Below are 22,505 nucleotides of genomic sequence, written 5' to 3'. Positions count from 1 at the left end.
ACCGGAGCGCCCATGGTCGAGAAGGAGAGGGCGGCGCGCGTGACTTGCGGCGCGCCATTGCGTCCGAAGCAGGGCGAAGTTTTCTCGGTGTATTTCTCGCAAGCGGCCAGAAGGCTAGCGGCGGCGCAAAGCGCCAGGATGGGTTTTGAACTCATATCACATGTCTCCAGAAATCGGGATTGGCGCGCCAATCGGCAGGCACACGCGCCTCACCCGTGGCGCCGCCGCCAAGGATGGGAAGGAGGTTGCCCAAGGCGGAGAGGTCGGCGTCGACGAAGACGCTGTCACCCGCCGAGCGAACGAGCGCGATGCGCTGGCCAATGGTGGGCTGGACGAGGAGCGCGGCCTCCTTGGCGTTCACGCGCAGGAAGTCGTAATCCGAGACGGTGGCGCGGTCGTTGGGAAAGAGGATTTGGGTTGGCACCGTCTCGACGATGGTCTTGCCGACGCGGCTGTCGCGCAGCTGGCTCGGATATTGCGTCATCATGATCACGACGCAATTCATCTTCCGAAGTGTGACCAGCCAGTTTTCCAGCCGCGCCCCGAAGTAGGGATCGTCAAGGAGCTTCCAGGCCTCGTCGAGCACGATGATGGTGGGACGGCGATCCTCGACCACGCGTTCGATCTGGCGGAAGATGTAGGAAAGCACCGCCATGCGCTCGGTCGTCATGTCGAGAATCTCGGTCATGTCGAACCCGATGATGTCAGCAGCCAATTCAAGGCCGGCCCCGTGCTCCGGCGCCTCAAAAACCCAGCCATAACGCCCGCCGGGGGCCCATTCGGCGACGCGGGACTGCAACTCGCCATCGTCATCGAGCGACTGGAACAGGGTCTCGAAGCTGGAAAACTTTTGGAGCGCGCTCCCGGCATGGGCGTTCTGGGTCACGGCGCTCTGGATATGGCGCGACTGCTCGCCGGTCAGCGTGCCACCCTGTGTGAGAAGTGTCACGAGCCAGTCCGAGAGCCAGGCGCGACCACGCTCGTCGGTCTCGGTCATCAGCGGGTTCAGACCTGTCGGCACGCCTGCGCGGATTTCGTTGTAGCGGCCGCCGAGGGCGCGCACCGCCATCTCGAGGCCGCGATCCTTGTCGAAGAAGAAGAGCCGGGCGCCGACCCGCTGTGCCTGCGCTGCGAGGAAAGCGGTGGTCAGCGTCTTGCCGGTGCCGGTGCGCCCCAGAACCAGGGTATGGCCAACGGTCGGTTCCTTGCCCGGGCTACCCGTCTCGTGGAAATTAAACCGATAGCCCGAGGTGCCAACCGTCGGCAGGACCGAGATCGTCTGGCCCCAGGGCGACTGGTCAGGACCACGCCCCTCGACGCTTCCGTGAAGGGCGGCGAAATCCGCGAAATTGATCGAGGAGATCGGCGTCTTGCGCGCCCGGTAGCCGAAGTTGCCGGGGGATTGCGCGAAGTAGGTGGCTTTCAGCGCCATGTTTTCGCGCACGATCACCGACATGATCTCCTGGCCGACGCGTTTGATCTGGGCGGCGGCGCGTTCGAGCGTGTCGCGGTCTGGCGCATAGACCGCGATGGAGAGGTGATGATCGCCAAAGGCAATGCGGCCCGCTTCCTGATCGTCGGCGGCTTGGCCGAGCTGTTCACGCAGGGAGACGGCAGCATCGTCGGAGGCATACATCTGACGGATGATGCGTTGAATGCGTTCGGCCATGATGTTGTTCGGGATCGGGCTGAAAGAATTCGTCAGCACGATGTCGAGCGGCAGGTCGAGCGCATCGAGCAGCGTGACATCCGTGAGGGCCGGATAGGTCTTCATGGAAAAGAGCGCGCCGTATTTGACCTGACCGGTCACGGCATCGGTCAGGGTGACGACACCGCCGTCAAAGGTGGCGCGGCAATTGCTCAGGGTGTGCGAGAGGGGCAGGGCGCTTTGCCCGAAGGCGATGGGGGAGAAGCTGCCTGCGTTCAGCGTGTTGAGATAGCCCAGCCATTCACCGCCCGTGCGGGTCAGCCGGACCGGGTTGGCCGAGGAGAGCGCTACCTCGAAGAAGCCCATGACCTCGTTCAGTTCCTGCATCCGTGTCGCGCGGTCCTTGACCCAGGCCTTGCGGGCCAGTGCTCGCAGGAGCGGGATGCGGGCCGAGATATCGGGCCGCCGGATGACACTGAGATAGAGCTGGCGCTTTGCCGGGCGCAGGTCTTTGACATGGGCCTGCCATCGGGCGTCGATCGCGGCGGCGAAGCTGTCACCCTCGATGGGGCGCATGCCGAGATCCTGCGGGACCGAGATCCGGTGAATGTAGAAGCCGAAGGCGTTACCGGTCTGGGCGACGATGGCCGCGACCGCGCGTTTCAGGGCATCGAGCCGGGCGTCCTCAGTGGTCATCGGGTTCAGACCATCAAGGCGCAGGGTCGCCAAGAGATCGCCCTCGCGCAGCACCATGACATCGTCATCGGCGAGGGCAAAATACGGCAGGTGTTCGGCGAGATAGCTCTCCCGCGCGAACTCCCCGCTGCCGGCCTGGAGCAGAGCGGTTCCGTGAGTGGAAAGTGTGCCTGCATCAAGCGCCAAAGCTGTCGCCTCCGTGCAGGGCCCGGTTCTTTGTCGGGCGTACCGAGCCATAGGAGACGTGCAGCACCTCGAAAAAATGCGGCTCTCGGTCGGCGACGAACCAGAGGATCGGGTAGGCGACGAGCCCGATCAGGAAAAAGACCATCGACTTCGTCCAGATGAACGGCAGAACGACCCCAGTCGCCAGAACCACGAGGTATCCGACAGGGAGACCCAGATACTTGGGCGGACGGGCGAGGCCCAGAAAGAGGGGGGATCGTTCTGCCATTGGGTGATATTCCGGCTTAGAAGAAATTGTGTGTCCGGAGAGGGACCCGAGGCAGCGTTTGCGAAGCACAACGCGTTCGGGGCGCTCGTAGGACGCTATTTTGCCGGAATGTCACGAGAAGCCGTCGACGATGGTGCCGGCCGAGAAGATCAGCACGATCCCGATGATGACCGAGGCGAACCAGCCCCAGTTCAGCCGTCCCATCATACACATGAAGCCGGTGCCGATCACGGCGAGCGTGGCGACCGCGATACCGATCGGACCAGTCAGTGCGGCCTCGACGGTTTCCAGCATGGTCTGGATCGGCGACAAGTCTTGCGCGAGAGCGGGCGTTGCGAAAGCCGCCAGGGTTGTGGCGGCGGGCAAGAGGCGGCTGAGGCGATGTCGAAGCATGCGAGATTCCCTTGTTTTACTGAAGTTCGATGAGGACCGGCGCGCGGGCGGGCATCCGGTCTGCGATGCGGATGTCCGGAGCTGAAGCGGGAGGGCCTGCCAGCCGGGACCGGATCCGGTGGATGCGCGCGATGTAGTCGCGGGTCTCGGTGAAAGGCGGGATGCCGGAATACTCGACCACCCTGTGCGGCCCGGCATTATAGGCTGCCAGCGCCAGGTCGATGTCCTTGAAGGTGGCAAGCTGAGCGAGCAAATAGCGCGCCGCGCCATCGAGGTTCTGGGACGGATTGCGCGGATCGACCCCGAGTGCGCGCGCCGTGTCGGGCATCAGTTGCCCCAATCCATAGGCACCTTTCGGGCTCATGGCGGCCGGGTTGTAGCCGCTCTCTGCCTCGACCAGGGCGCGGAACAGGACCTGCCAGTCACCCGCCTCAAGGCCAACCTGGCGTAGAGCACGGTTACCTTCATGTCGGACTGCCGTAGCTTGGATCAGGGAGAGGATATCGTGGCGACCGGAAGGCGGCGCGGCTTCTAGTGACGCAAGTACGATCTCGGCCTCAGCCGGTTCGTCCAACCCAGCCCAAGCAGGGCGCTGGCCATGGAAGGTCCAGCCGGAGGTCCGGGCTGTGCCGTCGCGGCCGAAGGCGATGACGTCAGCCGCGCTCCTCGAGGGTAATACTGTAGTCAGGACCAAAGCGCAGATCGCGCCCGTCACCGAACTCGAGATGATGTTTGAAGAGCCCCGGCCATATGTTGAAATACCGCGGCTCAGGCCCGTGTGGGGTGATCCGGGTCGAGACCAGAATGGCTTCCGGTTCGCCCTCGCGCAGGTAGATGCACTGGTAGCGCGGCTTGCCATCGTCCGTGAACCCCACGAGTTCATACCGGCAGCGGTACGCGATGCCCTCCTCCTGGAGGTCTTTGACACCATCGATGGTGATCAGGATCTGGTTGCGCGCTATCGGCATGTTTGGACTCTCCCGTTGAGAGCCCTTCTACTTCACGACACTAAGGCCATAAAGTCATATAGAGTCAATACGACATATTGCAGAAAAATACAAATTGCACGATAGTTGCCGCAACTTTTGCGGGAGAGTGGCATGAAACGTCAGATGATGGCGGCGATAATCGGGGTGTTTGGTGCTCTTGGTGCCCCTGAGAAAGCGCAGGCCTATGATATCGACTGCGCCATCATGCTCTGTATGGCGGGAGGTTTCCCCCCGAGCGCGGTCTGCGCGCGGGCCTATCGCACCATGATTCGTCGGATCACGCCCTGGCCGAGCCTGCCGCCCTTCGGGGTCTGCACCTTTGCCCATGTCCCGGTCGAGCTTGGTGGGCCAGGTGGGGAGGGTGAGCTCGACACCAACCTGCCGGAATACGAATGGCTGAACCGCACTCACGTAATCTGGTTCACCGGACGCTCCTACGAGCCGCGCGACGAGCCGCGTCAGTGGGATTGGTCGATCCGCTCTTGCGATCGCGAGAACCGGACCTGTCGGTATATCCAACGGGTCTACGGATCCCACACGCCCTGGCCCGCGACATTCACCTCAGAAAGCGGGCAGGAGATTGCCTACCCAAGCGGTGGCGGCCTTTGGCACTTCTACTCCCGCAGCATCATGGTCGAATACGGCGACTATGAGGGCAACTTGGGCCATTCGGAGTGGTTTTCCTACTGATCTGAGCTGTCACTGGGCGTCAGGGAAAACGGGCGCACGATGGCAAGACTGGCATCAAAGCGTTCCGGATCGACATGCCAACGACGGCTCACCGAGCCATCATTCCAACGGTAATCGGTGAACAGGTGAATCTTCTGCGTCCCGTCGTTCAGAAACCCTTCCTGGAAAGGCCAGCCTGTCTTTCTCTTCGCCATGTATCCGCGCCACTCGTACCGTTTTTGCCGTTATGTCTCTCGCGTTGGGGGACGGGATCAAAGCCTCAGGAAACGGACTTGCGCTTCGCGAAGAGTTCTTCGGGGTCGACATTGAGCGCCTTGGCGATGCGTTCGAGAAGGTCGAGGGAAGCCGCGAACTTGGCGTTCTCGACCTTGCCCATATGGCCGCGGCTCACTTCGGCCCGATGAGCAAGCTCCTCCTGGCTGAGGCCGCGGGCGCGTCTCAATTCCTGGATGTTCAGTGCTACACGGTCCCGCAAGTTCATGCCCGCGAAACGGGCACGATGCGCGAAATATCGCCACGCGATATATGTTACATTCGGAGGCGCAGAGAAGAAATGTTTGAGCGGCGCGAGATCGCCGAAATGGGATGCCTGCCGAAACGCAGGTCACGGGATTATCCGTCTCGCAAACATTTTGGGCCGTTCAATCGTTCTTTCTGAAAAGGGCGGCACCGGCAATACCGGTGCCGCCAGTTGGTCGTCCACAGGGAGGTTCAAGAGGACGAATTCTACAGCGAAATTTGAGGTCAGCCAAAAATCGCATAAGAGAACTTATGTTAGTTTTGTGGTTGTCGCGGCACCTCAGACAGCTTCGAGCGCGATTGCAATCCCCTGTCCCACGCCAATACACATGGTCGATAACGACTTTTCTCCAGGTTTGAGGTCCAGCATCGCTGAACCAGTGATGCGGGCACCTGACATGCCAAGCGGATGGCCGAGAGCAATAGCGCCGCCGTTCGGGTTCACGCGGGCGTCATCATCCGCGATCCCCAGGTGCCGTAGTGTGGCCAGACCCTGCGAAGCAAAGGCTTCGTTAAGTTCGATTACCGAGAAGTCTTCTTGTTTCAGTCCAAGTCGCGCCATCAGCTTTTCCGACGCCGGTGCCGGCCCGAAACCCATGATGCGCGGTGCGACGCCCGCGGTTGCGCCGCCCAAGACCCTTGCGATCGGTGTGAGGCCAAATTTTTTTGCGACGTCGCTGGTGGCAAGGATCAATGCTGCGGCACCATCGTTCACGCCCGAAGAATTCCCAGCGGTTACAGTGCCGTCCGCTTTTACGAAAGTTTTCAGTTGGGCGAGCGCTTCCAAAGTCGTACCCGCGCGAGGGTGTTCATCCTGTACGACGATCTTTGGCTCCCCCTTTCGCTGAGGAATCTCTACCGGGACAATTTCACGGGCCAAACGACCGTTCGCCATGGCATCTCTCGCCTTTCGCTGCGAACGCATGGCGAAGGCATCTTGGTCGGCGCGGTTGATGCTGAAGTCTTCCGCTACGTTTTCGGCCGTTTCAGGCATGCTGTCGACGCCGTATTGACTCTTCATCTGTTTATTGACGAAGCGCCAGCCGATGGTGGTGTCTTCAGCAGAATTTTCGCGCGAGAATGCAGTTGTAGCTTTTGGCATCACAAACGGAGCACGAGACATGCTTTCCACACCGCCAGCAACAATGAGATCGGCTTCTCCAGCTTTGATCGCGCGGGCGGCTGTGATTACGGCGTCCATACCCGATCCGCACAACCGGTTCATCGTCGTGCCAGGGACACAATCCGGAAATCCCGCGAGTAGCAGCGACATGCGTGCGACGTTGCGGTTGTCCTCGCCCGCCTGGTTGGCGCAGCCGAAAATCACTTCGTCAATGGCCGCTAGATCTAGCTTCGGGTTTCGGCTGGCCAGGGCCCTGAGTGGGATTGCACCAAGATCGTCGGCTCGCACAGAAGAAAGCGCGCCGCCATAGCGACCAATTGGTGTGCGGATGTAATCGCAGATGTAGACGTTTGTCATTCTTAGAGTGCCTTTGTCATATCCGGGACGGCGTCGAGCAGGTCTGCGACCAGGCCGTAGTCGGCGACCTGGAAGATCTGGGCCTCTTCATCCTTGTTGATGGCGACGATGACCTTGCTGTCCTTCATGCCTGCAAGGTGTTGAATTGCCCCGGAAATCCCGACCGCGATGTACAGCTCGGGCGCCACGACCTTGCCGGTCTGGCCGACCTGCCAGTCGTTCGGTGCGAACCCGCTATCCACCGCCGCGCGCGAGGCGCCGACCGCCGCGCCCAGCTTGTCGGCCAGGCCCTCGATGATCGCGAAGTTCTCCTCGGAACCGACGCCGCGACCGCCCGAGACCACGATCTTGGCCGAGGTCAGTTCCGGACGATCCGACGCCGCGACCTTGTCCTCGACCCAGGCGCTCAGGCCCGCGTTGCCGGCCGCTGCGATGGCCTCGACGGCGGCCGAACCACCCTGGCCAGCCGCGTCGAAGGCGGTGGTGCGGACGGTCAGTACCTTCTTGGAATCGTTGGACTTTACCGTCTGAATCGCGTTGCCCGCGTAGATCGGGCGTTCGAACGTGGACCCGTCCACGATGGCGGTGACGTCCGACAAAACCATCACGTCCAGCAGCGCCGCGACGCGCGGCAGGATGTTTTTCGCGCTCGCCGTGGACGGAGCAACGATATGTTCATAATTGCCTGCCAGGCTGACCACCAGATCGGCGACCGGCTCGGCCAGGCCGTTGGCATAGGCGGCGTCATCCGCCACCAGAACCTTTGCCACGCCGTCGATCTTCGACGCGGCCTCGCCTGCGGCAGCGGGGCCCGCAACCAGAACGGTCACATCGCCCAGCGATTTGGCAGCGGTCACCGCCTTGGCGGTGGCGTCCAGCGCCAGTGCACCACCGGCGATTTCTGCAAGGAGAAGAACAGCCATTACACGATCCCCTTTTCTTTCAGCTTCGACACCAGCTCGTCGACCGAGCCAACCATTTCCCCGGCCGAACGCGCGGCGGGCTCTGCCGTCTTGACGACGGTCAGGCGCGGCGTGACATCGACGCCGAAATCGGCGGCGGTCTTTTCGTCCAGCGGTTTCTTCTTGGCTTTCATGATGTTGGGCAGCGAGGCGTAGCGCGGCTCGTTCAGGCGCAGGTCGGCGGTGACGATCGCCGGCAGCTTCACCTTGATGGTCTGCAGACCGCCGTCCACTTCGCGGGTCACGACGGCATGCTCGCCCTCGATCGCAACCTCAGAGGCATAGGTCGCCTGACCCCAGCCCAGCAGCGCCGCCAGCATCTGGCCGGTCGCGTTCATGTCGTTGTCGATCGCCTGTTTGCCCGCGATCACCAGGCCCGGCGCCTCGGCGTCGATCACGGCCTTTAGGATCTTGGCCACCGCCAGCGGCTCGATATCTTGGTGCACGTCGTCGGCGGCCACGACGAGGATCGCCCGGTCCGCGCCCATCGCCAGCGCCGTGCGCAGCGTTTCCTGCGCCTGTTTCACGCCGATCGACACGACGACAAGCTCGTCCGCCTTGCCCGCTTCCTTCAGACGGATCGCCTCTTCAACCGCAATCTCGTCGAACGGGTTCATCGACATCTTCACATTCGCGAGACCAACTCCGCTACCGTCCGCCTTAACGCGAACCTTCACGTTGTAATCAATTAGGTGTTTTATAGGTGCAATTATTTTCATTGGCGTTTATCGTCTTGGAAATTTGCAATGGCAGTAACGGCCCGGGTTCCAGGCCGTTACTTGGGATGTGTCTCTGTCAATTCGCAGTATAACCGCCATCTACTACAATCTCTGCTCCGTGAACGAACGATGACTCATCCGATGCGAGGAACAGGACCGCATTCGAAACCTCTTCAGGTTTGCTTGGCCGCTTGAGCAGCGTGGCCCCCAGAATTGCCTGCCGGGTCTCTTCGTCGGCGTGTAGCAGATCTTTTGTCATGGGAGTATCGATGACACCGGGATGGATCGAATTGACACGTATGCCACTTTCGGCCAGGTCGACTGCGCAGGATTTGGTCAACATCCGTACGGCGCCTTTGGATCCAATGTAGGCTCCCGCCGAAGCGGCACCAACAATCCCATAGATTGAAGAAATATTGATAATTGATGCTTTTTCGGTCTCTTTCATCAATGGAACCGCGGCTCGGATACCGAGATAAACACCGCGTACATTGACGTTGATCGTCATGTCAAATTCGTCAGGCGAGGTTTCGTGGAGCGGCTTCAGAATGAGAATGCCAGCGTTGTTCACTAGCACATCAAGTCGACCAGCACTTGATTGCACCGTGGAGATGACATTCTTCCAATCTTCTTCAAGCGTCACGTCATGCTGAATGAATTCCGCCTTCCCTCCGGCTCCAATGATACCTTTTACTACGCTTTCACCCGCTTCCGTATCACGGTCGGTTACAAATACATGCGCGCCTTCACGTGCCAGCGTTTCACAATGGGCTTTTCCCATGCCCATGGCGCCACCTGTTACCAGTGCGACTTTTCCGGATACCCGTCCCATAGTTCTCTCCTGAGTGTTCATGAACAAATTTAATTGTTTCCGCCGGGTTTTCTTAATGCCCGACGGAATTCTTTACACCTTCTCGGCAGTGCGGTCGCGGATCAGGGATGTATAACCTTCCTCCTTAACCGCACTAATGGCATTGCGATAATTGCCAATCCCGGCCATGTAGAACATCACCGCATTCTTCTTTCCGGGGATATTTGCGCCGAAGATCCAGCTTTCAGCTTTGGGGAAGAGTGTCATGTCGGCGATTTCACGGCAGGTGCCAACCCAAGCGTCGCGCGCCTCCACGGTTGGCTCCACACTTTGAACCCCCTCTTCTTCCATTGCGCAAATCGTGTCAGCGATCCATTCAACTTGCGTCTCAATGCTGGGGGGCAGGTTAGTGAAGGGGCCATTAGGGCCAAGGATCATGAAGAAGTTAGGGAAGTCTACCTCCATCATGCCGAGGTAACCGAGTGGGCCTTCCTTCCAAGTGTCGCGCATGGTCACGCCTCCGCGTCCGCGGAGGTCCATTTTGACGTAATTGCCGTCGACCGCATCGAAACCAGTGGCAAAGATTACGATGTCAAGCTCATGCTCCTCGCCGCTTTCGAGACGAATGCCGTTCGGAGTGAACTCTGCGATCGGATCGGCCTTCACGTCGGCGAGGGTCACGTTGTCTCGGTTGTAGACCTCGTAATAGTTGTTTCCGCAAAGCGGGCGCTTGGCGTAAAGGTCCTTCGGCGTCAGTTTCTCTGCGACCTTGGGGTCCTTCACGATTTGCTTGATCTTGCCCTTGATGAAGTCAGCGGCCGCATCATTGGCCACTTGGCTGGTCGCAATATCGCAAAAGGTGCCAAACATGAAATAGAAACCACCGCCGCGCTGCCAGGCGGCTTCGAAGACCCGCTCCCGTTCCTCGGGCGAGGCGGTTTCGGCGGGTTCGGCGCTTTCTTCGAAGCCGAAGGCCACAACAGAATTCTTCACTTGATTCCAGATATTATCGTAGTTCGCCTTTTGCTCGGCGATGGTAGCATCGTCTTGCGGGGTGTTCCCAATCGGCACGACATATTGTGCAGAGCGCTGAAAAACAGTCAGGTGTTTTGCAATTGGTGCCGTTGCAGTGATAACCTGAACACCCGTCGAGCCGGTGCCGATAATGCCCACGCGTTTGTTGCTCAAGTCCACTCCCTCGGGCCAGGCACCTGTGTGTAAGATACGGCCTTTGAAATCATCGATGCCCTTGAATTTTGGAACATTCGTTGCGGACAAGAGACCGAGGCCAGTGACAAGGTATTTTGCGGTAACTGTCTCACCACTATCAGTGATCACGTTCCAGAGACCGGTTTTTTCATTATAGTGCGCGCCATCCACTTTGGTGTCGAACTTGTAGCTGCGTCGAAGATCGAGATGATCCGCTACCTCGTTCATGTATTCGAGGATCTCGGGCTGGGTCAGATACCGGGTTTTCCAGCGGCCTTTTCGAAGCAACTCTTTGTCAAAAGAATAGCGATAGACATAGCTTTCCGTGTCTGACAGCGCACCGGGATATCGGTTCCACCACCAGGTGCCGCCAACGTCACTGGCGCTGTCATAGCCCCGGACGTTCAGTCCCTGCTCGTTGCGAAGTTTGTGGACAGCGTAAAGCCCGCCGAAGCCCGCGCCAATGACGACTGCGTCAAAATCCGCTCCGACCGTTTTAGTATTCTCAGTCTGAATGTTCATATCACTCCTCCCAGAGTAAGACCGCTCCGCCCCGCAGATTGCGGGTGAGATGCTAGATGAATGTTTCGTAGGGGTTTGTCTCGCACCGCACCGCAATGCAGTGCGAGTACAGGTCTCAGAGGGCCCGATACCATGCGGCGATGCGACCAAGTTCCTCGTTTGCCTCGGGCGCGCGTCCCGAAAGCGCGGGAAAGACATGCTGCATGCCTTCGACGATAGACAGGGTCACGTTTACGCCCTGTGCCTTGGCCTTTTCGTGCAACCGTTCGGCATCGCTCTTAAGCGTCTCGGCCCCTCCGGCATTGATATAGAGCGGCGGGTAACCGGTGAAATCGTTCTCCAGCGGGTTGGCCAACGGATTAAGCGGATCCGTGCCTTCACCGAGGAACATCCCCGCCATCGCTTCGAGGATCGGTTTGCCGACTAGCGCATCGGTTTCCGCGTTGGTTTCCAGTGTTTCCCCGCGCATCGCCATGTCGAGCCAGGGCGAATAGGCGATGACCGCTCCGGGCAGTGGCAACCCAAGTTCGCGTAACTTCAGCACGCTGGCGATGGCAAGATTGCCGCCAGCACTGTCGCCAGCCGTCAGAATATTTCTTGCCTTGAAACCCTTATCCAGCAGCGCTTTGTATGCGGCTACTGCATCTTCGATCTGCGCCGGAAATGGGTGCTCGGGTGCGCGCCGATAGTGCAGGATCACCGACGTAACCCCAAGCACCTTAGCGAGGTGCCCTGCCATTTTTCGATGACTATCGGCTGAGCCGACGGCAAAGCCGCCACCATGAGTGTAAACAATTACACGCGAGGTATCTGCCCCGGCTGGTAGGGCCCAGATAGCCTCAACTCCTCCGACATGATCGCTTTTGTAGCTAACGTTTTCCGGCTCTAGTGCGGGCTGCCCCCATTCATCGAACATGCTGCGCAGGTTCGCGATCGTCAGGTCTGGGTTCTCGACCATCTGATCGGTCCAATTCTGATAAAGCGCCCGCAGCGTATCGGCTTCTCTACTGATTTCCATGTTTATCCTCCCAAGCATAACATTTGGCAAAGCCACCAACTGACGTCGCCAATCTCGAAGACGTCAAACGGTCAACGGCATACGCCAATTATCTCGGAGTAAGGGCGAAAAATGCGCCATGTATTGAACAATCCTGCTTTGGAAATAGTATGATCGTGCTCAGCCTGTCGTGAGGCAGATATGCCCGTTACTAGGCTCTGTTGATGGCGTGGATACCCCCTCCCGACGGCATCGCAATGTGCCACTATGATGAGCGTTAAAAGCCATCACAGAAGGAAGGAGCATCTATGTCCGAAATTAAAATTATCGGTGTCGACTTGGCAAAGCGCGTTATCCAGTTGCATGGTGCGTACAATGATGGGTCAGTCGCGTTTCGCAAAAAGCTTTCACGAGGCCAGTTTCTCGCGTTCGTGGCACAGCAACCCAAATGCATGATCGCCATGGAGGCGTGGCCACGGCGTATGGCTGGGGCCGCGAATTTGAGAAGCTGGGGTGCGACGTGCGGTTGATACCGCCGGTCTATGTGAAGCCGTTCGTCAAACGCCAGAAGAATGATGCGACCGATGCAGAGGCCATCTTGGAGGCTGCATTGCGTCCAACCATGCGCTTTTTCGCAGTGAAGACGGAAGATCAGCAGGCCCGTGCCATGCTGTTTCGCACGCGGCAGATGTTTGTCGGCCAGCGCCCCCAGATGATCAACGCTTTACGCGGCCACCTCGCCGAACACGGATTGGTCGCGGCCCGCGGGCCTGCCCATCTCAAGCGACTCGCGGACGCAATCGCAGGTGATGACACCGCGCTGCATGCTGAGGTTCGTGACCTCGGCCGGATGTATCTGGGGCAGATTGAGGGGCTGAATACGCGTGTTGCAGAGCTTGACGCGAAGATGCGATGTGCCGCCAAGAAAGCCGACTTGGTGCGCCGAACACAAACCATGCCGGGCGTGGTTCCTGTCACGGCGCTTGCGATCGAGACATTTGCCCGTGACCTGGCCACCTTCCGGCGCGGGTGCGATTTTGCCGCCTGGCTTGGGCTTGTGCCGAAGCAGCACTCGACGGGCGGCAAAGCCCGGCTCGGGAAGACCTCGAAGATGCGACAGCGCGACTCCGGACACTCTTGGTCTCTGGCGCTATGGCTGTCCTCCAGGCTGTCGAGCGGTTTGACACACCGAATAATGGCTGGCTGAAACGCCTACTAACCCGCAAGCCGCGCATGGGTCGCCGCGATTGCGCTGGCCAACAAGATGGCGCGTGGCCTCTGGGCCATCATAATGAAACAAGAGGATTACCGGAATCCGGTGGCGGCGATGGCATAGCGAAGACGGCATGCCACGACGTCCCGGTAAGTTGGGAGTGTGAGGAGGTCACTGAAAAGTAAGGGCAAAGGATCGATCAGATCCGGGTCAGAGAAAGCAGCATTTGTGCAGGAGCCACCGAGCTCGGTTTGTTGATATGCCTCTGGTCCGCGCATCGCCATACCGGCCCGCGGTTACATCAGCGCCGCACACAGAGGCCTGATACATGACCGCACCCGATCACACGCTCGCGCCGTTCAAAAAATCACTTGCACCAATGGGGGCATGCATGCACAAATCCCGTGTCGGACTCATCTTATGAATCCAGCGTGGTAGCTGAGGTGCATGAGCAGACCGACAACCCCGACATACAAGACCATGAACTGGCCCGCTTATAACGAAGCGCTCAAGCGCCGTGGCTCGCTGACGATCTGGTTTGACCCCGAGATGAGCTGGGAGGCCGTGCCGACAGGCAGAAGAGTTACAGCGACGCCGCGACCCAGACCTGTCTTTCGATGAAGGTCCTGTTCGGCATGGCCTTGCGACAGGCGACCGGGTTCGTCGAGAGCCTGTTGCGGCTGATCGGTCTCGACTGGACGGTGCTCGACTTCAGCACCCTGTCCCGGCGCCAGAAGACCCTGGCCGTGAACATCCCGTATCGCGGCTCCAAAGGGCCGTTGCACTTGTTGGTGGACAGCACGGGGATCAAGCTTGAAGGTGAGTGGCATGCCCGCAAGCATGGCGGCCCCAAGCGACGGGTCTGGCGCAAGATCCACCTCGGGATCGACGAGCAAACGTTGGAAGTGCGCGCTGTTCAGATCACCGGGAGCCACATCGGTGACGCTCCAGTGTTACCCAACCTTCTTGAACAGATCCCGGCAGACCAGCAGTGTCACGGCTGACGGTGCGTATGACACACGAAAATGCCAGGACGCGATTGCGGACCGTGGCGTCCACGCCGTTATCCCACCAGGTAAGAACGCAAAGTCTTGGAAGACCATCACCGCCTAAGCCGCGTCGAGACGAAGATGCACTGTGTTAAGTTGCTGGGGCAGCGCCTTATGGCGCGGGACTTTGACCGTCAGGTCGCGAAAACCCTTTCTAAATAACGAGGCACCCTCCAGTCGCAAGGGTCCTCTTTGACAAGCGCGCTAAACAGCGCGGCCAACCGATCCTTGCCGATATTTTTGGCGTGGTGCATCAGGCCTCCCCGCCAGCGGGGAAATCCGTAGCCGTGAATCATTACTAGGTCGATGTCTTGCGGTTTTTCTGCGACGCCTTCGTCAAGGATATCGCAGGCTTCCGCCACCATTGCGAGCAAGAGCCTTTCTACGATTTCGTCAGCTGAGAACTCCCGGCGAGTGAAGTTCATTTCTTCTGAGACACGGAGTATTTCGCTAGCGACCAGCTCCGAAGGTGAGGGTTTGCCGTCCGGCCCATAGTCGTACCATCCGGCGCCCGATTTGCGTCCTAGGCGTTTGTGCTTTTCGACCAGCCGCTCGACCAAGGGCATGTGACCACAGCAGTTCCCTTCTGCAGCGGCCTTGCGACGGATATTCGCGTAGGCGATGTCCAGCCCCGACATGTCCTGTGCAGCATATGGACCCATCGCCATACCGAATCCGCGCATAGCCGCGTCGATCTCGTCGACAATAGCCCCCTTCACCAGAAGGCGATTAGCGGCGTGACGGTAGCTAGACAAAATTCGGTTTCCGATGAAGCCATCGCAAACACCAGACAGTACCGGGATTTTACCAAGCCTGCGCGCCAGCACAAATGCTGCACCTAATGTATCGTCTGACGTTCGGTCGCTCCTGACGACTTCCAGAAGCTTCATAATATGCGCAGGACTGAAGAAATGAATCCCTACAAAGCGTGCTGGGTGCTTCAACCCATCAGAAAGCCGATTTACATCGAGATAGGATGTGTTTGTGGCAATAATCGTCTCGGGCGGCAGAGCACCTTCGAGTTCGGTCAAGATCGCGCTCTTGACCGCAAAATCCTCGAAGGCCGCCTCGATTGCTAGATCGGTTGGTGGCAGAGCGTCATAGCCTGAGACCGTAACCAGCCGGTCCTCAACCGCCTTTCCCGCATCGGGGGACAGAATGCCGCGACTGATACCCTGATCAATCAGCTTTTGCAGGTTTTCTCTGGCCCACTCTGCGGACGAGGCACTGCGTTCGACGACAGTCACCGAGATCCCTGCGGTCGCTAGCGTGTACGCAATAGCTGCTCCCATATTACCACCACCGACCACGATGGCGGTTTCAGCATCTCGGGAAGGTCGGGGGTAGGTGCGCCCCTTGTTGGTTGCGGTACGCTCGGTGAAGAAAACGTGCCTAAGGGCCCGCGCCTGATCCGAGGCACGAAGGTCCAAAAACGCAGCGCGCTCGCTGGCCAGTGCGTCGTGCAGCGGCGTCATCGCGCTGGCCGCGACCAGGTCCACCGCAACATGCGGGGCATTCTGGCCAGGCATACGCCGCGCTACCTGCGCGCGGGCGACTTCCGCTGCGAAGTGGTTTGGCATTGGTGAAGGAAGATTGTCGGGTGCCTGTGCCGCCTCTAGAACAGCGTCATCGAGAGCTATGGCCGCGCCAAGCGGGTCATCGGCTAGCAGCTGGATCAGTCCTATTTTCAGTGCCTGCTCGGCGGAAACAGCCTTCCCGGTGACGATCATGTCAAGCGCAGCTTCAATACCGATAAGTCGCGGCAGTCTTTGGGTTCCCCCTGCGCCAGGCACGATCCCCAAGTTTACCTCTGGCAGGCCCAGTTTGGTAGAAGTTGAGGCGATGCGATAGCAGCAAGCCAGAGCAATCTCTAGTCCCCCACCAAGCGCAGCCCCGTTGATGGCTGCGATAGTCGGAATCGGAAGGTGCGCAAGTTGCAACAGCACGTCATTTAGTTGTGGATCAACAGGCAACTGTCCGAATTCCTTCGCATCCGCGCCCGCGACGAACGTCGTTCCTGCGCCGGTGATAATCAGCCTGGTAGCGCCAGTTTCGAGGACTTGGAAGATACATTGTTGTATTCCAGCCCGAACCTCCGCGTTGATTAGGTTAAGCGGCGAATTGTCTATGGTCAGAATTGCTGCGCCATTTGAGAAGCTTAATTCAACAGGCATGGGCATCCTCACAGCACTGGCGCTCGATTGCGCGAGATAAATTTGGTATTGAGATAGCCTTCGAAGGTTTCTGTCCCGCCTTCAGTCCCATAGCCGCTGTCTCTTACGCCGCCAAACGGAGTCTCGGGCAGAGCCAGGCCGAACTGGTTGATGCTTACCATACCTGCCTGCAAACCCGCAGCTGCTTTATCTGCACGCTCCAACGAATTGGTAAAGACATAGGACGCCAGCCCGAAGGGTAGCCCGTTGGCCCGCGACAGTCCGTCCTCTATTTCACGAAAAGACGAGACGACAGCAATCGGGCCGAAGGGTTCTTCGCGCATCAAGTCGATGTCGTCGTTGGGCGTATCGACGACTGTCGGGGCATAGAAGTTACCATGATTCCCAACCCTTTTGCCTCCCGTCAACACCCGTGCACCGTTTTCGCGGGCATCCTCGACGAGCTTTTCCATCGCATTCACGCGTCCGCGATGACACAATGGCCCCATCTGTGTGCCCTCGGTTAAACCATCGCCCACCTTTACGCTCTCAAATGCTGAAACTAGCTCGGACAGAAATCGGTCGTAGATGCCTTGTTGTACGTAAAACCGGGTTGGGGCGATGCACACCTGGCCTGCATTGCGCAGCTTGTTGCCCGCCAAGGCGCGCGCCGCGGCCGTGGCATCGGCGTCGTCGAACACCAATACGGGCGCGTGACCGCCGAGTTCCATCGTCGCCCGCTTCATGTGGCGGCCAGCCAATTCTGCCAGATGCTTGCCCACCTCGACCGAACCGGTGAAGGTGATCTTGCGCACCTCGGGGCGCGCAATAAGAGTTTCCGAAATGAAGGCCGCATTACCCCAGACAAGGTTCAGACAGCCTTCGGGCAAGCCTGCATCCAGCAGATAGCGCGCAATTGCCATGCAGCCCGCCGGAGCCTCTGCCGGGGCTTTCAAGATCATCGTGCAACCTGACGCAAGCGCCGCCGCGACCTTGCGTACCGCTTGGCTCAGCGGAAAATTCCAAGGCGTGATGGCAAGGCAGACGCCTATCGGTTCGCGCACGACAAGCTGCTGTACCCCCGGGCTGCGCGATGGAATGATGCGCCCATAAATGCGCCGACATTCCTCGGCGTGCCAGTCGACGTGGTCAGCTGAGGCGCGGACCTCAGCCAAGGCCTCAGCCAGCGGCTTGCCTTCATCGAGAGTGATCCAGCCAGCGATCAGTCTGTCATTTTGGCGCAGCAGGTCGGCAAACCGTCGCAAAATTGCACTTCGTTCCATGGGAGAGCTGTTTTTCCATCGGCGAAAAGCTGATTCGGCCGAGTGAACCGCATGGTCCAGATCTGCGGCGCTAGCCTGCGGAATCTGTCCGATAGTTTGCCCGTTTGCAGGGTTTATGACTGCACGATCCTCCGGCGTGGGAGAAGCGATCCAGTCCCGTCCGATGAGGTGCTGGATGGTCGGATAATTCATTTCTTTCATGGCGTTATGCCCTCGCTCAGTTGTGTCATCCGCAGGATCCGGCACGAAGGGGACCAGATGGACGACTTTAGTTTTCCGCATAGCGGAAAAGTTTACCACAGTATTGACGCGGACGTTATCGATCGTTTAGATGTGTTTCAAGACGCATAATTCTTCCCGAGGAGGGATGTCGTGAGACCAAGGAAAGACCGCACCAAGGACGCCGAGAGACAGGACCGCGATTTTGTCACGGCGTTGGCGCGCGGCTTGGAGCTGTTGCGGGCCTTTCGGCGGGAAGGGGAAGCTCTGGGGAATGGTGAGTTGGCCGAGCGCACTGGCCTGAGCAGATCGACGGTCTCAAGGCTGGCCTATACACTGAACAAGCTGGAATACCTCAGCTACGATCCGGATACAGCACGCTATCGACTGGCCCCTCCAGTGCTTTCGCTGGGTTTCTCCTGCCTTGCAGGGATTCCGCTGCGGCAACTCGCAAAGCCCTTTATGCAGGAATTAGCCGATTACACAGGTATGCCGGCGGCCATGGCCAGTCGTGACCGACTATCGATGGTCTATCTAGAGCGGTGCAAGGGCACCAACGCCGTCACGCTGGCGATTGAGGTTGGTGCCCATATTAAACTGGCCACTACCGCGGTTGGTCGCGCCTGCATAGCGGCACACGGCCCGGATGAGCAGGCCAGAATTCTGGCCCTTGTGGAGGAACATGAGGGTGACAACTGGCCGAATGTGCAGCCCGGAATCGAAGCAGCTATCGAAGACTACCAACAGTACGGTTATTGCACGTCCTTCACGGAGTGGAAGCGTGATGTGAACGCAGTAGCAGTGCCCTTCGTGCCGACGGACGGCTCACCCATCATTGCCTTCAACTGCGGCGGTCCTTCGCAAACCCTTACGCGCGATTGGATCGAAAGCGACGTCGCGCACCGCCTTGTCGATCTTGTCCGCCGCGTTGCGGCGGTCGCACCCTGAACAATAGAGAGCATAATGGCCCTTGATACAGATACCCTTTCCCAGTTTCTCGACGCGCTCGACCGCTTCGTGAAAGAGCGACTAATCCCTTACGAGGATCGCGTCGCCGATGAAGATGTGATTCCGCCTATGCTGGTCGATGAAATCCGCACGATGGGCCTTTTCGGCATGTCGATCCCGGAGGATTTCGGCGGGCTTGGCTTGTCGATGATAGAGGAAGTGCAAGCCGCTTTCGTTCTTGGCCAGGCTTCGCCTGCGTTCCGGTCGCTAGTTGGCACAAACAACGGGATCGGCTCGCAGGGAATCATCATCGATGGAACCGACGAGCAGAAGGCGAAGTATCTACCAGCTCTCGCCTCCGGAGATATGATCGCATCCTTCGCCCTAACCGAGCCAGATGCTGGTTCGGATGCTGGCGGTCTGCGCACCACTGCGCGGCGTGATGGAAACGATTTCCTACTGAACGGCACGAAGCGCTACATTACCAATGCGCCGCGTGCCGATCTATTCACGGTTTTTGCCCGGACCAGTCCAGAGGTGAAAGGTTCTGCCGGCGTAAGCGCTTTTCTCGTCGAGGCAGGGACGCCGGGCATAACGCTTGGCCAGCCTGACAGGAAGATGGGGCAGAAGGGTTCGCACACATGCGACGTCATCCTTGACAATGTCCGCGTGCCTGCCTCGAACATCATCGGCGGGCCGGACCGTCTGAACAAGGGCTTCAAAACGGCAATGAAAGTCCTTGATCGGGGCCGACTGCATATTTCTGCCGTCTGTGTGGGCGCCGCCGAACGGCTGATCCGTGACAGCCTATCCTATGCGATTGAACGCAAACAATTCGGTGAACCCATCGCTGAAAAGCAACTGATCCAAGCCATGCTGGCTGACAGTCGCGCCGAGGCCTTCGCAGCGCGTTGCATGATCGAAGAAACAGCACGCCGCAAGGACGCTGGTCAGAACGTGTCGACTGATGCTGCCTGCTGCAAGATGTTTGCCAGTGAGATGGTAGGTCGAGTGGCCGATCGCGCAGTGCAAATCCACGGCGGTGCAGGATACATGGCCGAATATGCGGTCGAGCGCTTCTATCGCGATGTGCGTCTCTTCCGCATCTACGAGGGGACAACCCAGATTCAGCAAATACTGATCGCGCGGAATATGATCCGCACTGCAGCAGCTTAACAGGAGCGAAGACAAACTATGGACTTCAATTTCCTTTCCACCCCGAGGATCGTCTGCGAGAGCGGTGGGCTTGGCCGGATCGGCAGCCTGATGCAAGATTTGTCTTGCACCCGTGCGCTGGTCGTGACGGACCCGGGCATATTGGCCTGTGGTTTTGCGGACGAGGCAGCCGCCTCACTTAGGGCTGCTGGCATCGAGGTTGAGATTTTTCATAAAGTCAAAGCGGACCCCCCGATCGCTGTCGTCGAGGCCGCGGTAGAGGTCGCGCGGGCCTTTGGTGCTGACGGAATCATCGGACTTGGCGGCGGCAGTTCACTGGACACTGCCAAGGTCATCGCAGCGGCGGTAGCCAACGATCAACCGATTACGGACATGATCGGGATCAATCAGGTCACCGATAAACGCTTGCCACTGATTCAGGTGCCAACCACGGCAGGGACCGGATCAGAGGTAACATGGGTGTCCGTGCTGACTTCGGAAAGCCACGAAAAAAAAGCGGTATATGCACCGCAGCTTCTGCCTGACGTTGCCTTGCTAGATGCAAAGCTAACATTGGGAATGCCTCGTCACATCACAGCGGCCACGGCGTTAGACGCAATGGTTCACGCCATTGAGGCAGTAACCAGTCGCACCAGAAAGAATCCCATTTCCGATGGAATGGCGGACAAAGCGCTGGTGCTTCTCGGTCAGAACTTACCAATCGTCATGGAAACGCCTTCGGACCTGTCAGCGCGAGAGGCCATGCTGTTGGGGGCGACACTGGCTGGGATGGCCTTCATTAATGCCAGCGTGGGGGCGATTCATGCCTTGTCATACCCACTGGGAACAGGTTTCAAGGTTCCTCACGGGCACGCAAACGCTCTGGTCGCAGGACCAGTGATGAGGTTCAACATGCCCGTTGCAGAAGCTGAATATGCTCGTCTATCGCGGTTACTACTGCCCTCGCGGCCTTTTAACTCTGATGCGGCTGCGGCCCATGGCCTGATCGACGAGATGGAACGGATGCTAGTCGAAAGCGGACTTGAGTCTCGACTTTCTGGTGTCGGAGTGACCGAGGCAGCCATTCCCGGAATGGCTAATGAGGTCGTGACCGGTATCACGCGATTGCTGGAGACCAACCCGCGCGACATGACAGCCGAAGATGTGTCGCGCCTCTATCAGGAGGCGCTTTGATGGCTGGCTCATTGGACGGGATCAAGGTGGTCGACCTCAGCCGCGTGCTGGGCGGGCCTTACTGCACCCAAATGCTTGCGGATCATGGCGCTGAGGTCATCAAGGTGGAGCCGCCTCTGGGCGACGAGACCCGCAGTTGGGGCCCGCCTTTCAATGATGAACTCAGCGCCTATTTCTCTGGCGCCAACCGCAACAAGCGGTCCATCGCTATCGATCTGCAGCAACCGGAAGGGCGCGACCTGATATTGCGGTTTCTTCAGGATGCAGATGTTTTAGTTCACAATTTTAAGTCTGGTACTCTTGAAAAATGGGGGCTTGGTTATGATGATGTTCTCAGGGCACGTTTTCCTAGACTGGTACTCTGCCACGTGACTGGATTTGGTTCCGATGGCCCACTTGGCGGTTTTCCCGGCTATGACGCCGTGGTACAAGCTATGACGGGCCTCATGAGCATCAACGGCAATCCCTCCGAAGGCCCGACACGCATGGGTACGCCCATCGTGGACATCGGCACCGGTCTGATCGCCTGTAACGCTATTCTCGCCGCACTTTTGGAACGGGGCCGGTCCGGATTGGGCCAAGCCATCGAAGTGCCGCTATATGATTGCGCGATCAGCATGATGCATCCCCAAGCGGCTAATTCCCTCATGTCCGGACAGATACCAATGGCGACCGGCAATGGGCATCCAAATATCGTACCATACGACATGTTCGAAACAAGTAATGGCAAACTCTATCTGGCTATCGGTAACAATGGTCAGTTCGCAAAACTCTGTGACGTGCTTGGCCTACCTGAGGTGCCCTGCGATCCACGATTTGCCGACAATGCCGCGCGTCTTGCGCATCGGTCAGAGATGACAGAGGTCTTGTCAGAGTGCCTGGTGCAACATGACGCCTTCAAACTTGAGCCGGTGCTTTTGAAAGCTGGGATTCCCGCCGGAGTCGTTCGGAATGTGAATGAAGCGTTGGAGCATCCACACACCCGACATCGCGGAATGGTGGTATCAGTTGGCACCTACCGCGGCACCGGCGTGCCAGCACGCTTGTCGCGTACCCCCGGAGCGGTTCGCGCGGCACCGCCTCGCTTCGGGCAGCATAGTAGGCAGTTGCTTAGCGAGGCTGGACTGACAGAAGCTGAAATCGATAGATTGACTCAAGCGGATATCGTTCGAGAAGAACCGCGGATGCGCGAGACGACCTAA

Annotated in this window: 20 protein-coding genes and 2 pseudogenes; 7 read left to right on the top strand and 15 right to left on the bottom strand. The window is 58.8% G+C overall.

The features are described 5' to 3' along the window. Positions 1–151: 151 nt before the first annotated feature. The 5 genes from DU478_RS19505 to DU478_RS19485 all read right to left on the bottom strand — a co-directional run bounded on the left by DU478_RS19505 (position 152) and on the right by DU478_RS19485 (position 4,159). The gene (locus DU478_RS19505; RefSeq protein WP_233501450.1) at positions 152–2,581 is read right to left on the bottom strand and encodes a VirB4 family type IV secretion/conjugal transfer ATPase; all 2,430 of its coding nucleotides are present in this window, start codon (positions 2,579–2,581) and stop codon (positions 152–154) included. Continuing rightward, a complete protein-coding gene (locus tag DU478_RS19500; RefSeq protein ID WP_037931006.1) occupies positions 2,520–2,798 on the bottom strand; it encodes a type IV secretion system protein VirB3 in 279 nt (92 codons plus the stop codon). Before DU478_RS19500 ends, DU478_RS19505 begins: the two co-directional genes overlap by 62 nt. A gap of 111 nt (positions 2,799–2,909) precedes the next feature. After that, the gene (locus DU478_RS19495) at positions 2,910–3,191 is read right to left on the bottom strand and encodes a TrbC/VirB2 family protein (protein ID WP_009574106.1); all 282 of its coding nucleotides are present in this window, start codon (positions 3,189–3,191) and stop codon (positions 2,910–2,912) included. A gap of 16 nt (positions 3,192–3,207) precedes the next feature. Further along, positions 3,208–3,765: a lytic transglycosylase domain-containing protein gene (locus DU478_RS19490; protein ID WP_037931001.1), complete on the bottom strand. Its 558-nt coding sequence runs from the start codon at positions 3,763–3,765 to the stop codon at positions 3,208–3,210. 79 nt (positions 3,766–3,844) lie between these two features. Beyond that, entirely contained in the window at positions 3,845–4,159 is a 315-nt protein-coding gene (locus DU478_RS19485) for a hypothetical protein (protein WP_037930998.1), read from the bottom strand. Between the two features lie 132 nt (positions 4,160–4,291). Between DU478_RS19485 and DU478_RS19480 the strand changes: the two genes are divergently transcribed. Then, positions 4,292–4,870: a hypothetical protein gene (locus DU478_RS19480; RefSeq protein ID WP_114295283.1), complete on the top strand. Its 579-nt coding sequence runs from the start codon at positions 4,292–4,294 to the stop codon at positions 4,868–4,870. Here the strand turns inward: DU478_RS19480 and DU478_RS19475 are convergent. From DU478_RS19475 to DU478_RS19440, 8 genes are all read right to left on the bottom strand, one after another. Next, on the bottom strand, positions 4,864–5,064 hold the full coding sequence (locus DU478_RS19475) for a hypothetical protein (protein WP_009804208.1): 201 nt from the start codon (positions 5,062–5,064) through the stop codon (positions 4,864–4,866). The genes DU478_RS19480 and DU478_RS19475 overlap by 7 nt on opposite strands. Before the next feature lie 65 nt (positions 5,065–5,129). Further along, complete coding sequence (locus DU478_RS19470) at positions 5,130–5,351, bottom strand: helix-turn-helix domain-containing protein (protein ID WP_037930992.1); 222 nt, start codon at positions 5,349–5,351, stop codon at positions 5,130–5,132. 318 nt (positions 5,352–5,669) lie between these two features. Next, positions 5,670–6,869, bottom strand: coding sequence for a 3-oxoadipyl-CoA thiolase (pcaF, locus tag DU478_RS19465; RefSeq protein ID WP_009804213.1), 1,200 nt, complete (start codon positions 6,867–6,869; stop codon positions 5,670–5,672). 2 nt (positions 6,870–6,871) lie between these two features. Then, entirely contained in the window at positions 6,872–7,792 is a 921-nt protein-coding gene (locus DU478_RS19460) for an electron transfer flavoprotein subunit alpha/FixB family protein (RefSeq protein ID WP_009804214.1), read from the bottom strand. Then, the gene (locus DU478_RS19455; RefSeq protein WP_009804215.1) at positions 7,792–8,550 is read right to left on the bottom strand and encodes an electron transfer flavoprotein subunit beta/FixA family protein; all 759 of its coding nucleotides are present in this window, start codon (positions 8,548–8,550) and stop codon (positions 7,792–7,794) included. Before DU478_RS19455 ends, DU478_RS19460 begins: the two co-directional genes overlap by 1 nt. Before the next feature lie 76 nt (positions 8,551–8,626). Continuing rightward, a complete protein-coding gene (locus tag DU478_RS19450) occupies positions 8,627–9,382 on the bottom strand; it encodes an SDR family NAD(P)-dependent oxidoreductase (RefSeq protein WP_009804216.1) in 756 nt (251 codons plus the stop codon). 72 nt (positions 9,383–9,454) lie between these two features. Then, positions 9,455–11,092, bottom strand: a complete 1,638-nt coding sequence (locus DU478_RS19445; RefSeq protein WP_009804217.1) for a flavin-containing monooxygenase — start codon at positions 11,090–11,092, stop codon at positions 9,455–9,457. 115 nt (positions 11,093–11,207) lie between these two features. Further along, on the bottom strand, positions 11,208–12,110 hold the full coding sequence (locus tag DU478_RS19440; RefSeq protein WP_017468330.1) for an alpha/beta hydrolase: 903 nt from the start codon (positions 12,108–12,110) through the stop codon (positions 11,208–11,210). Between the two features lie 287 nt (positions 12,111–12,397). Here DU478_RS19440 and DU478_RS19435 point away from each other — a divergent pair. Together DU478_RS19435 and DU478_RS19430 are read left to right on the top strand one after the other, a co-directional pair. Next, positions 12,398–13,425 (top strand): annotated as a pseudogene (locus DU478_RS19435) (IS110 family RNA-guided transposase). A 324-nt stretch (positions 13,426–13,749) separates the two neighbouring features. Next, positions 13,750–14,498, top strand: a pseudogene (locus DU478_RS19430) (IS5 family transposase); the annotation flags it as partial. Here DU478_RS19430 and DU478_RS19425 read toward each other — a convergent pair. Both DU478_RS19425 and DU478_RS19420 read right to left on the bottom strand, forming a co-directional pair. Further along, a complete protein-coding gene (locus tag DU478_RS19425; protein WP_037930989.1) occupies positions 14,486–16,525 on the bottom strand; it encodes an FAD-dependent oxidoreductase in 2,040 nt (679 codons plus the stop codon). The pseudogene DU478_RS19430 and the gene DU478_RS19425 sit on opposite strands and share 13 nt — an antisense overlap. Before the next feature lie 8 nt (positions 16,526–16,533). Continuing rightward, positions 16,534–17,979, bottom strand: a complete 1,446-nt coding sequence (locus DU478_RS19420; protein ID WP_073194559.1) for an NAD-dependent succinate-semialdehyde dehydrogenase — start codon at positions 17,977–17,979, stop codon at positions 16,534–16,536. Positions 17,980–18,159: 180 nt separating this feature from the next. Here DU478_RS19420 and DU478_RS19415 point away from each other — a divergent pair, with 180 nt between their 5' ends. The 4 genes from DU478_RS19415 to DU478_RS19400 are packed head-to-tail and all read left to right on the top strand — an operon-like array spanning position 18,160 to position 22,505. Further along, a complete protein-coding gene (locus DU478_RS19415) occupies positions 18,160–18,954 on the top strand; it encodes an IclR family transcriptional regulator (protein WP_037930983.1) in 795 nt (264 codons plus the stop codon). A 15-nt stretch (positions 18,955–18,969) separates the two neighbouring features. After that, on the top strand, positions 18,970–20,130 hold the full coding sequence (locus DU478_RS19410; RefSeq protein ID WP_037930980.1) for an acyl-CoA dehydrogenase family protein: 1,161 nt from the start codon (positions 18,970–18,972) through the stop codon (positions 20,128–20,130). Positions 20,131–20,148: 18 nt separating this feature from the next. Continuing rightward, positions 20,149–21,303, top strand: coding sequence for an iron-containing alcohol dehydrogenase (locus DU478_RS19405; RefSeq protein WP_037930977.1), 1,155 nt, complete (start codon positions 20,149–20,151; stop codon positions 21,301–21,303). Next, the gene (locus DU478_RS19400; protein WP_037930974.1) at positions 21,303–22,505 is read left to right on the top strand and encodes a CaiB/BaiF CoA transferase family protein; all 1,203 of its coding nucleotides are present in this window, start codon (positions 21,303–21,305) and stop codon (positions 22,503–22,505) included. Before DU478_RS19405 ends, DU478_RS19400 begins: the two co-directional genes overlap by 1 nt.

Source organism: Thalassococcus profundi, from assembly GCF_003344785.1.
Lineage (GTDB): Bacteria > Pseudomonadota > Alphaproteobacteria > Rhodobacterales > Rhodobacteraceae > Puniceibacterium > Puniceibacterium profundi.
The sequence above is the reverse complement of the archived record's forward strand: the minus strand, read 5'-3'. Positions and strand labels throughout refer to the sequence as shown.

What these genes read in the sequence shown, in the direction of transcription:
- DU478_RS19420 (WP_073194559.1), bottom strand. Translation starts at nt 17,979, where the DNA reads ATGAATTATCCGACCATCCAGCACCTCATCGGACGGGACTGGATCGCT.
- DU478_RS19455 (WP_009804215.1), bottom strand. Translation starts at nt 8,550, where the DNA reads ATGAAAATAATTGCACCTATAAAACACCTAATTGATTACAACGTGAAG.
- DU478_RS19485 (WP_037930998.1), bottom strand. Translation starts at nt 4,159, where the DNA reads ATGCCGATAGCGCGCAACCAGATCCTGATCACCATCGATGGTGTCAAA.
- DU478_RS19505 (WP_233501450.1), bottom strand. Translation starts at nt 2,581, where the DNA reads ATGGCTCGGTACGCCCGACAAAGAACCGGGCCCTGCACGGAGGCGACA.
- DU478_RS19410 (WP_037930980.1), top strand. Translation starts at nt 18,970, where the DNA reads ATGGCCCTTGATACAGATACCCTTTCCCAGTTTCTCGACGCGCTCGAC.
- DU478_RS19440 (WP_017468330.1), bottom strand. Translation starts at nt 12,110, where the DNA reads ATGGAAATCAGTAGAGAAGCCGATACGCTGCGGGCGCTTTATCAGAAT.
- DU478_RS19445 (WP_009804217.1), bottom strand. Translation starts at nt 11,092, where the DNA reads ATGAACATTCAGACTGAGAATACTAAAACGGTCGGAGCGGATTTTGAC.
- DU478_RS19400 (WP_037930974.1), top strand. Translation starts at nt 21,303, where the DNA reads ATGGCTGGCTCATTGGACGGGATCAAGGTGGTCGACCTCAGCCGCGTG.
- DU478_RS19425 (WP_037930989.1), bottom strand. Translation starts at nt 16,525, where the DNA reads ATGCCTGTTGAATTAAGCTTCTCAAATGGCGCAGCAATTCTGACCATA.
- DU478_RS19480 (WP_114295283.1), top strand. Translation starts at nt 4,292, where the DNA reads ATGAAACGTCAGATGATGGCGGCGATAATCGGGGTGTTTGGTGCTCTT.
- DU478_RS19495 (WP_009574106.1), bottom strand. Translation starts at nt 3,191, where the DNA reads ATGCTTCGACATCGCCTCAGCCGCCTCTTGCCCGCCGCCACAACCCTG.
- DU478_RS19460 (WP_009804214.1), bottom strand. Translation starts at nt 7,792, where the DNA reads ATGGCTGTTCTTCTCCTTGCAGAAATCGCCGGTGGTGCACTGGCGCTG.
- DU478_RS19470 (WP_037930992.1), bottom strand. Translation starts at nt 5,351, where the DNA reads ATGAACTTGCGGGACCGTGTAGCACTGAACATCCAGGAATTGAGACGC.
- DU478_RS19500 (WP_037931006.1), bottom strand. Translation starts at nt 2,798, where the DNA reads ATGGCAGAACGATCCCCCCTCTTTCTGGGCCTCGCCCGTCCGCCCAAG.
- DU478_RS19475 (WP_009804208.1), bottom strand. Translation starts at nt 5,064, where the DNA reads ATGGCGAAGAGAAAGACAGGCTGGCCTTTCCAGGAAGGGTTTCTGAAC.
- DU478_RS19405 (WP_037930977.1), top strand. Translation starts at nt 20,149, where the DNA reads ATGGACTTCAATTTCCTTTCCACCCCGAGGATCGTCTGCGAGAGCGGT.
- pcaF (WP_009804213.1), bottom strand. Translation starts at nt 6,869, where the DNA reads ATGACAAACGTCTACATCTGCGATTACATCCGCACACCAATTGGTCGC.
- DU478_RS19450 (WP_009804216.1), bottom strand. Translation starts at nt 9,382, where the DNA reads ATGGGACGGGTATCCGGAAAAGTCGCACTGGTAACAGGTGGCGCCATG.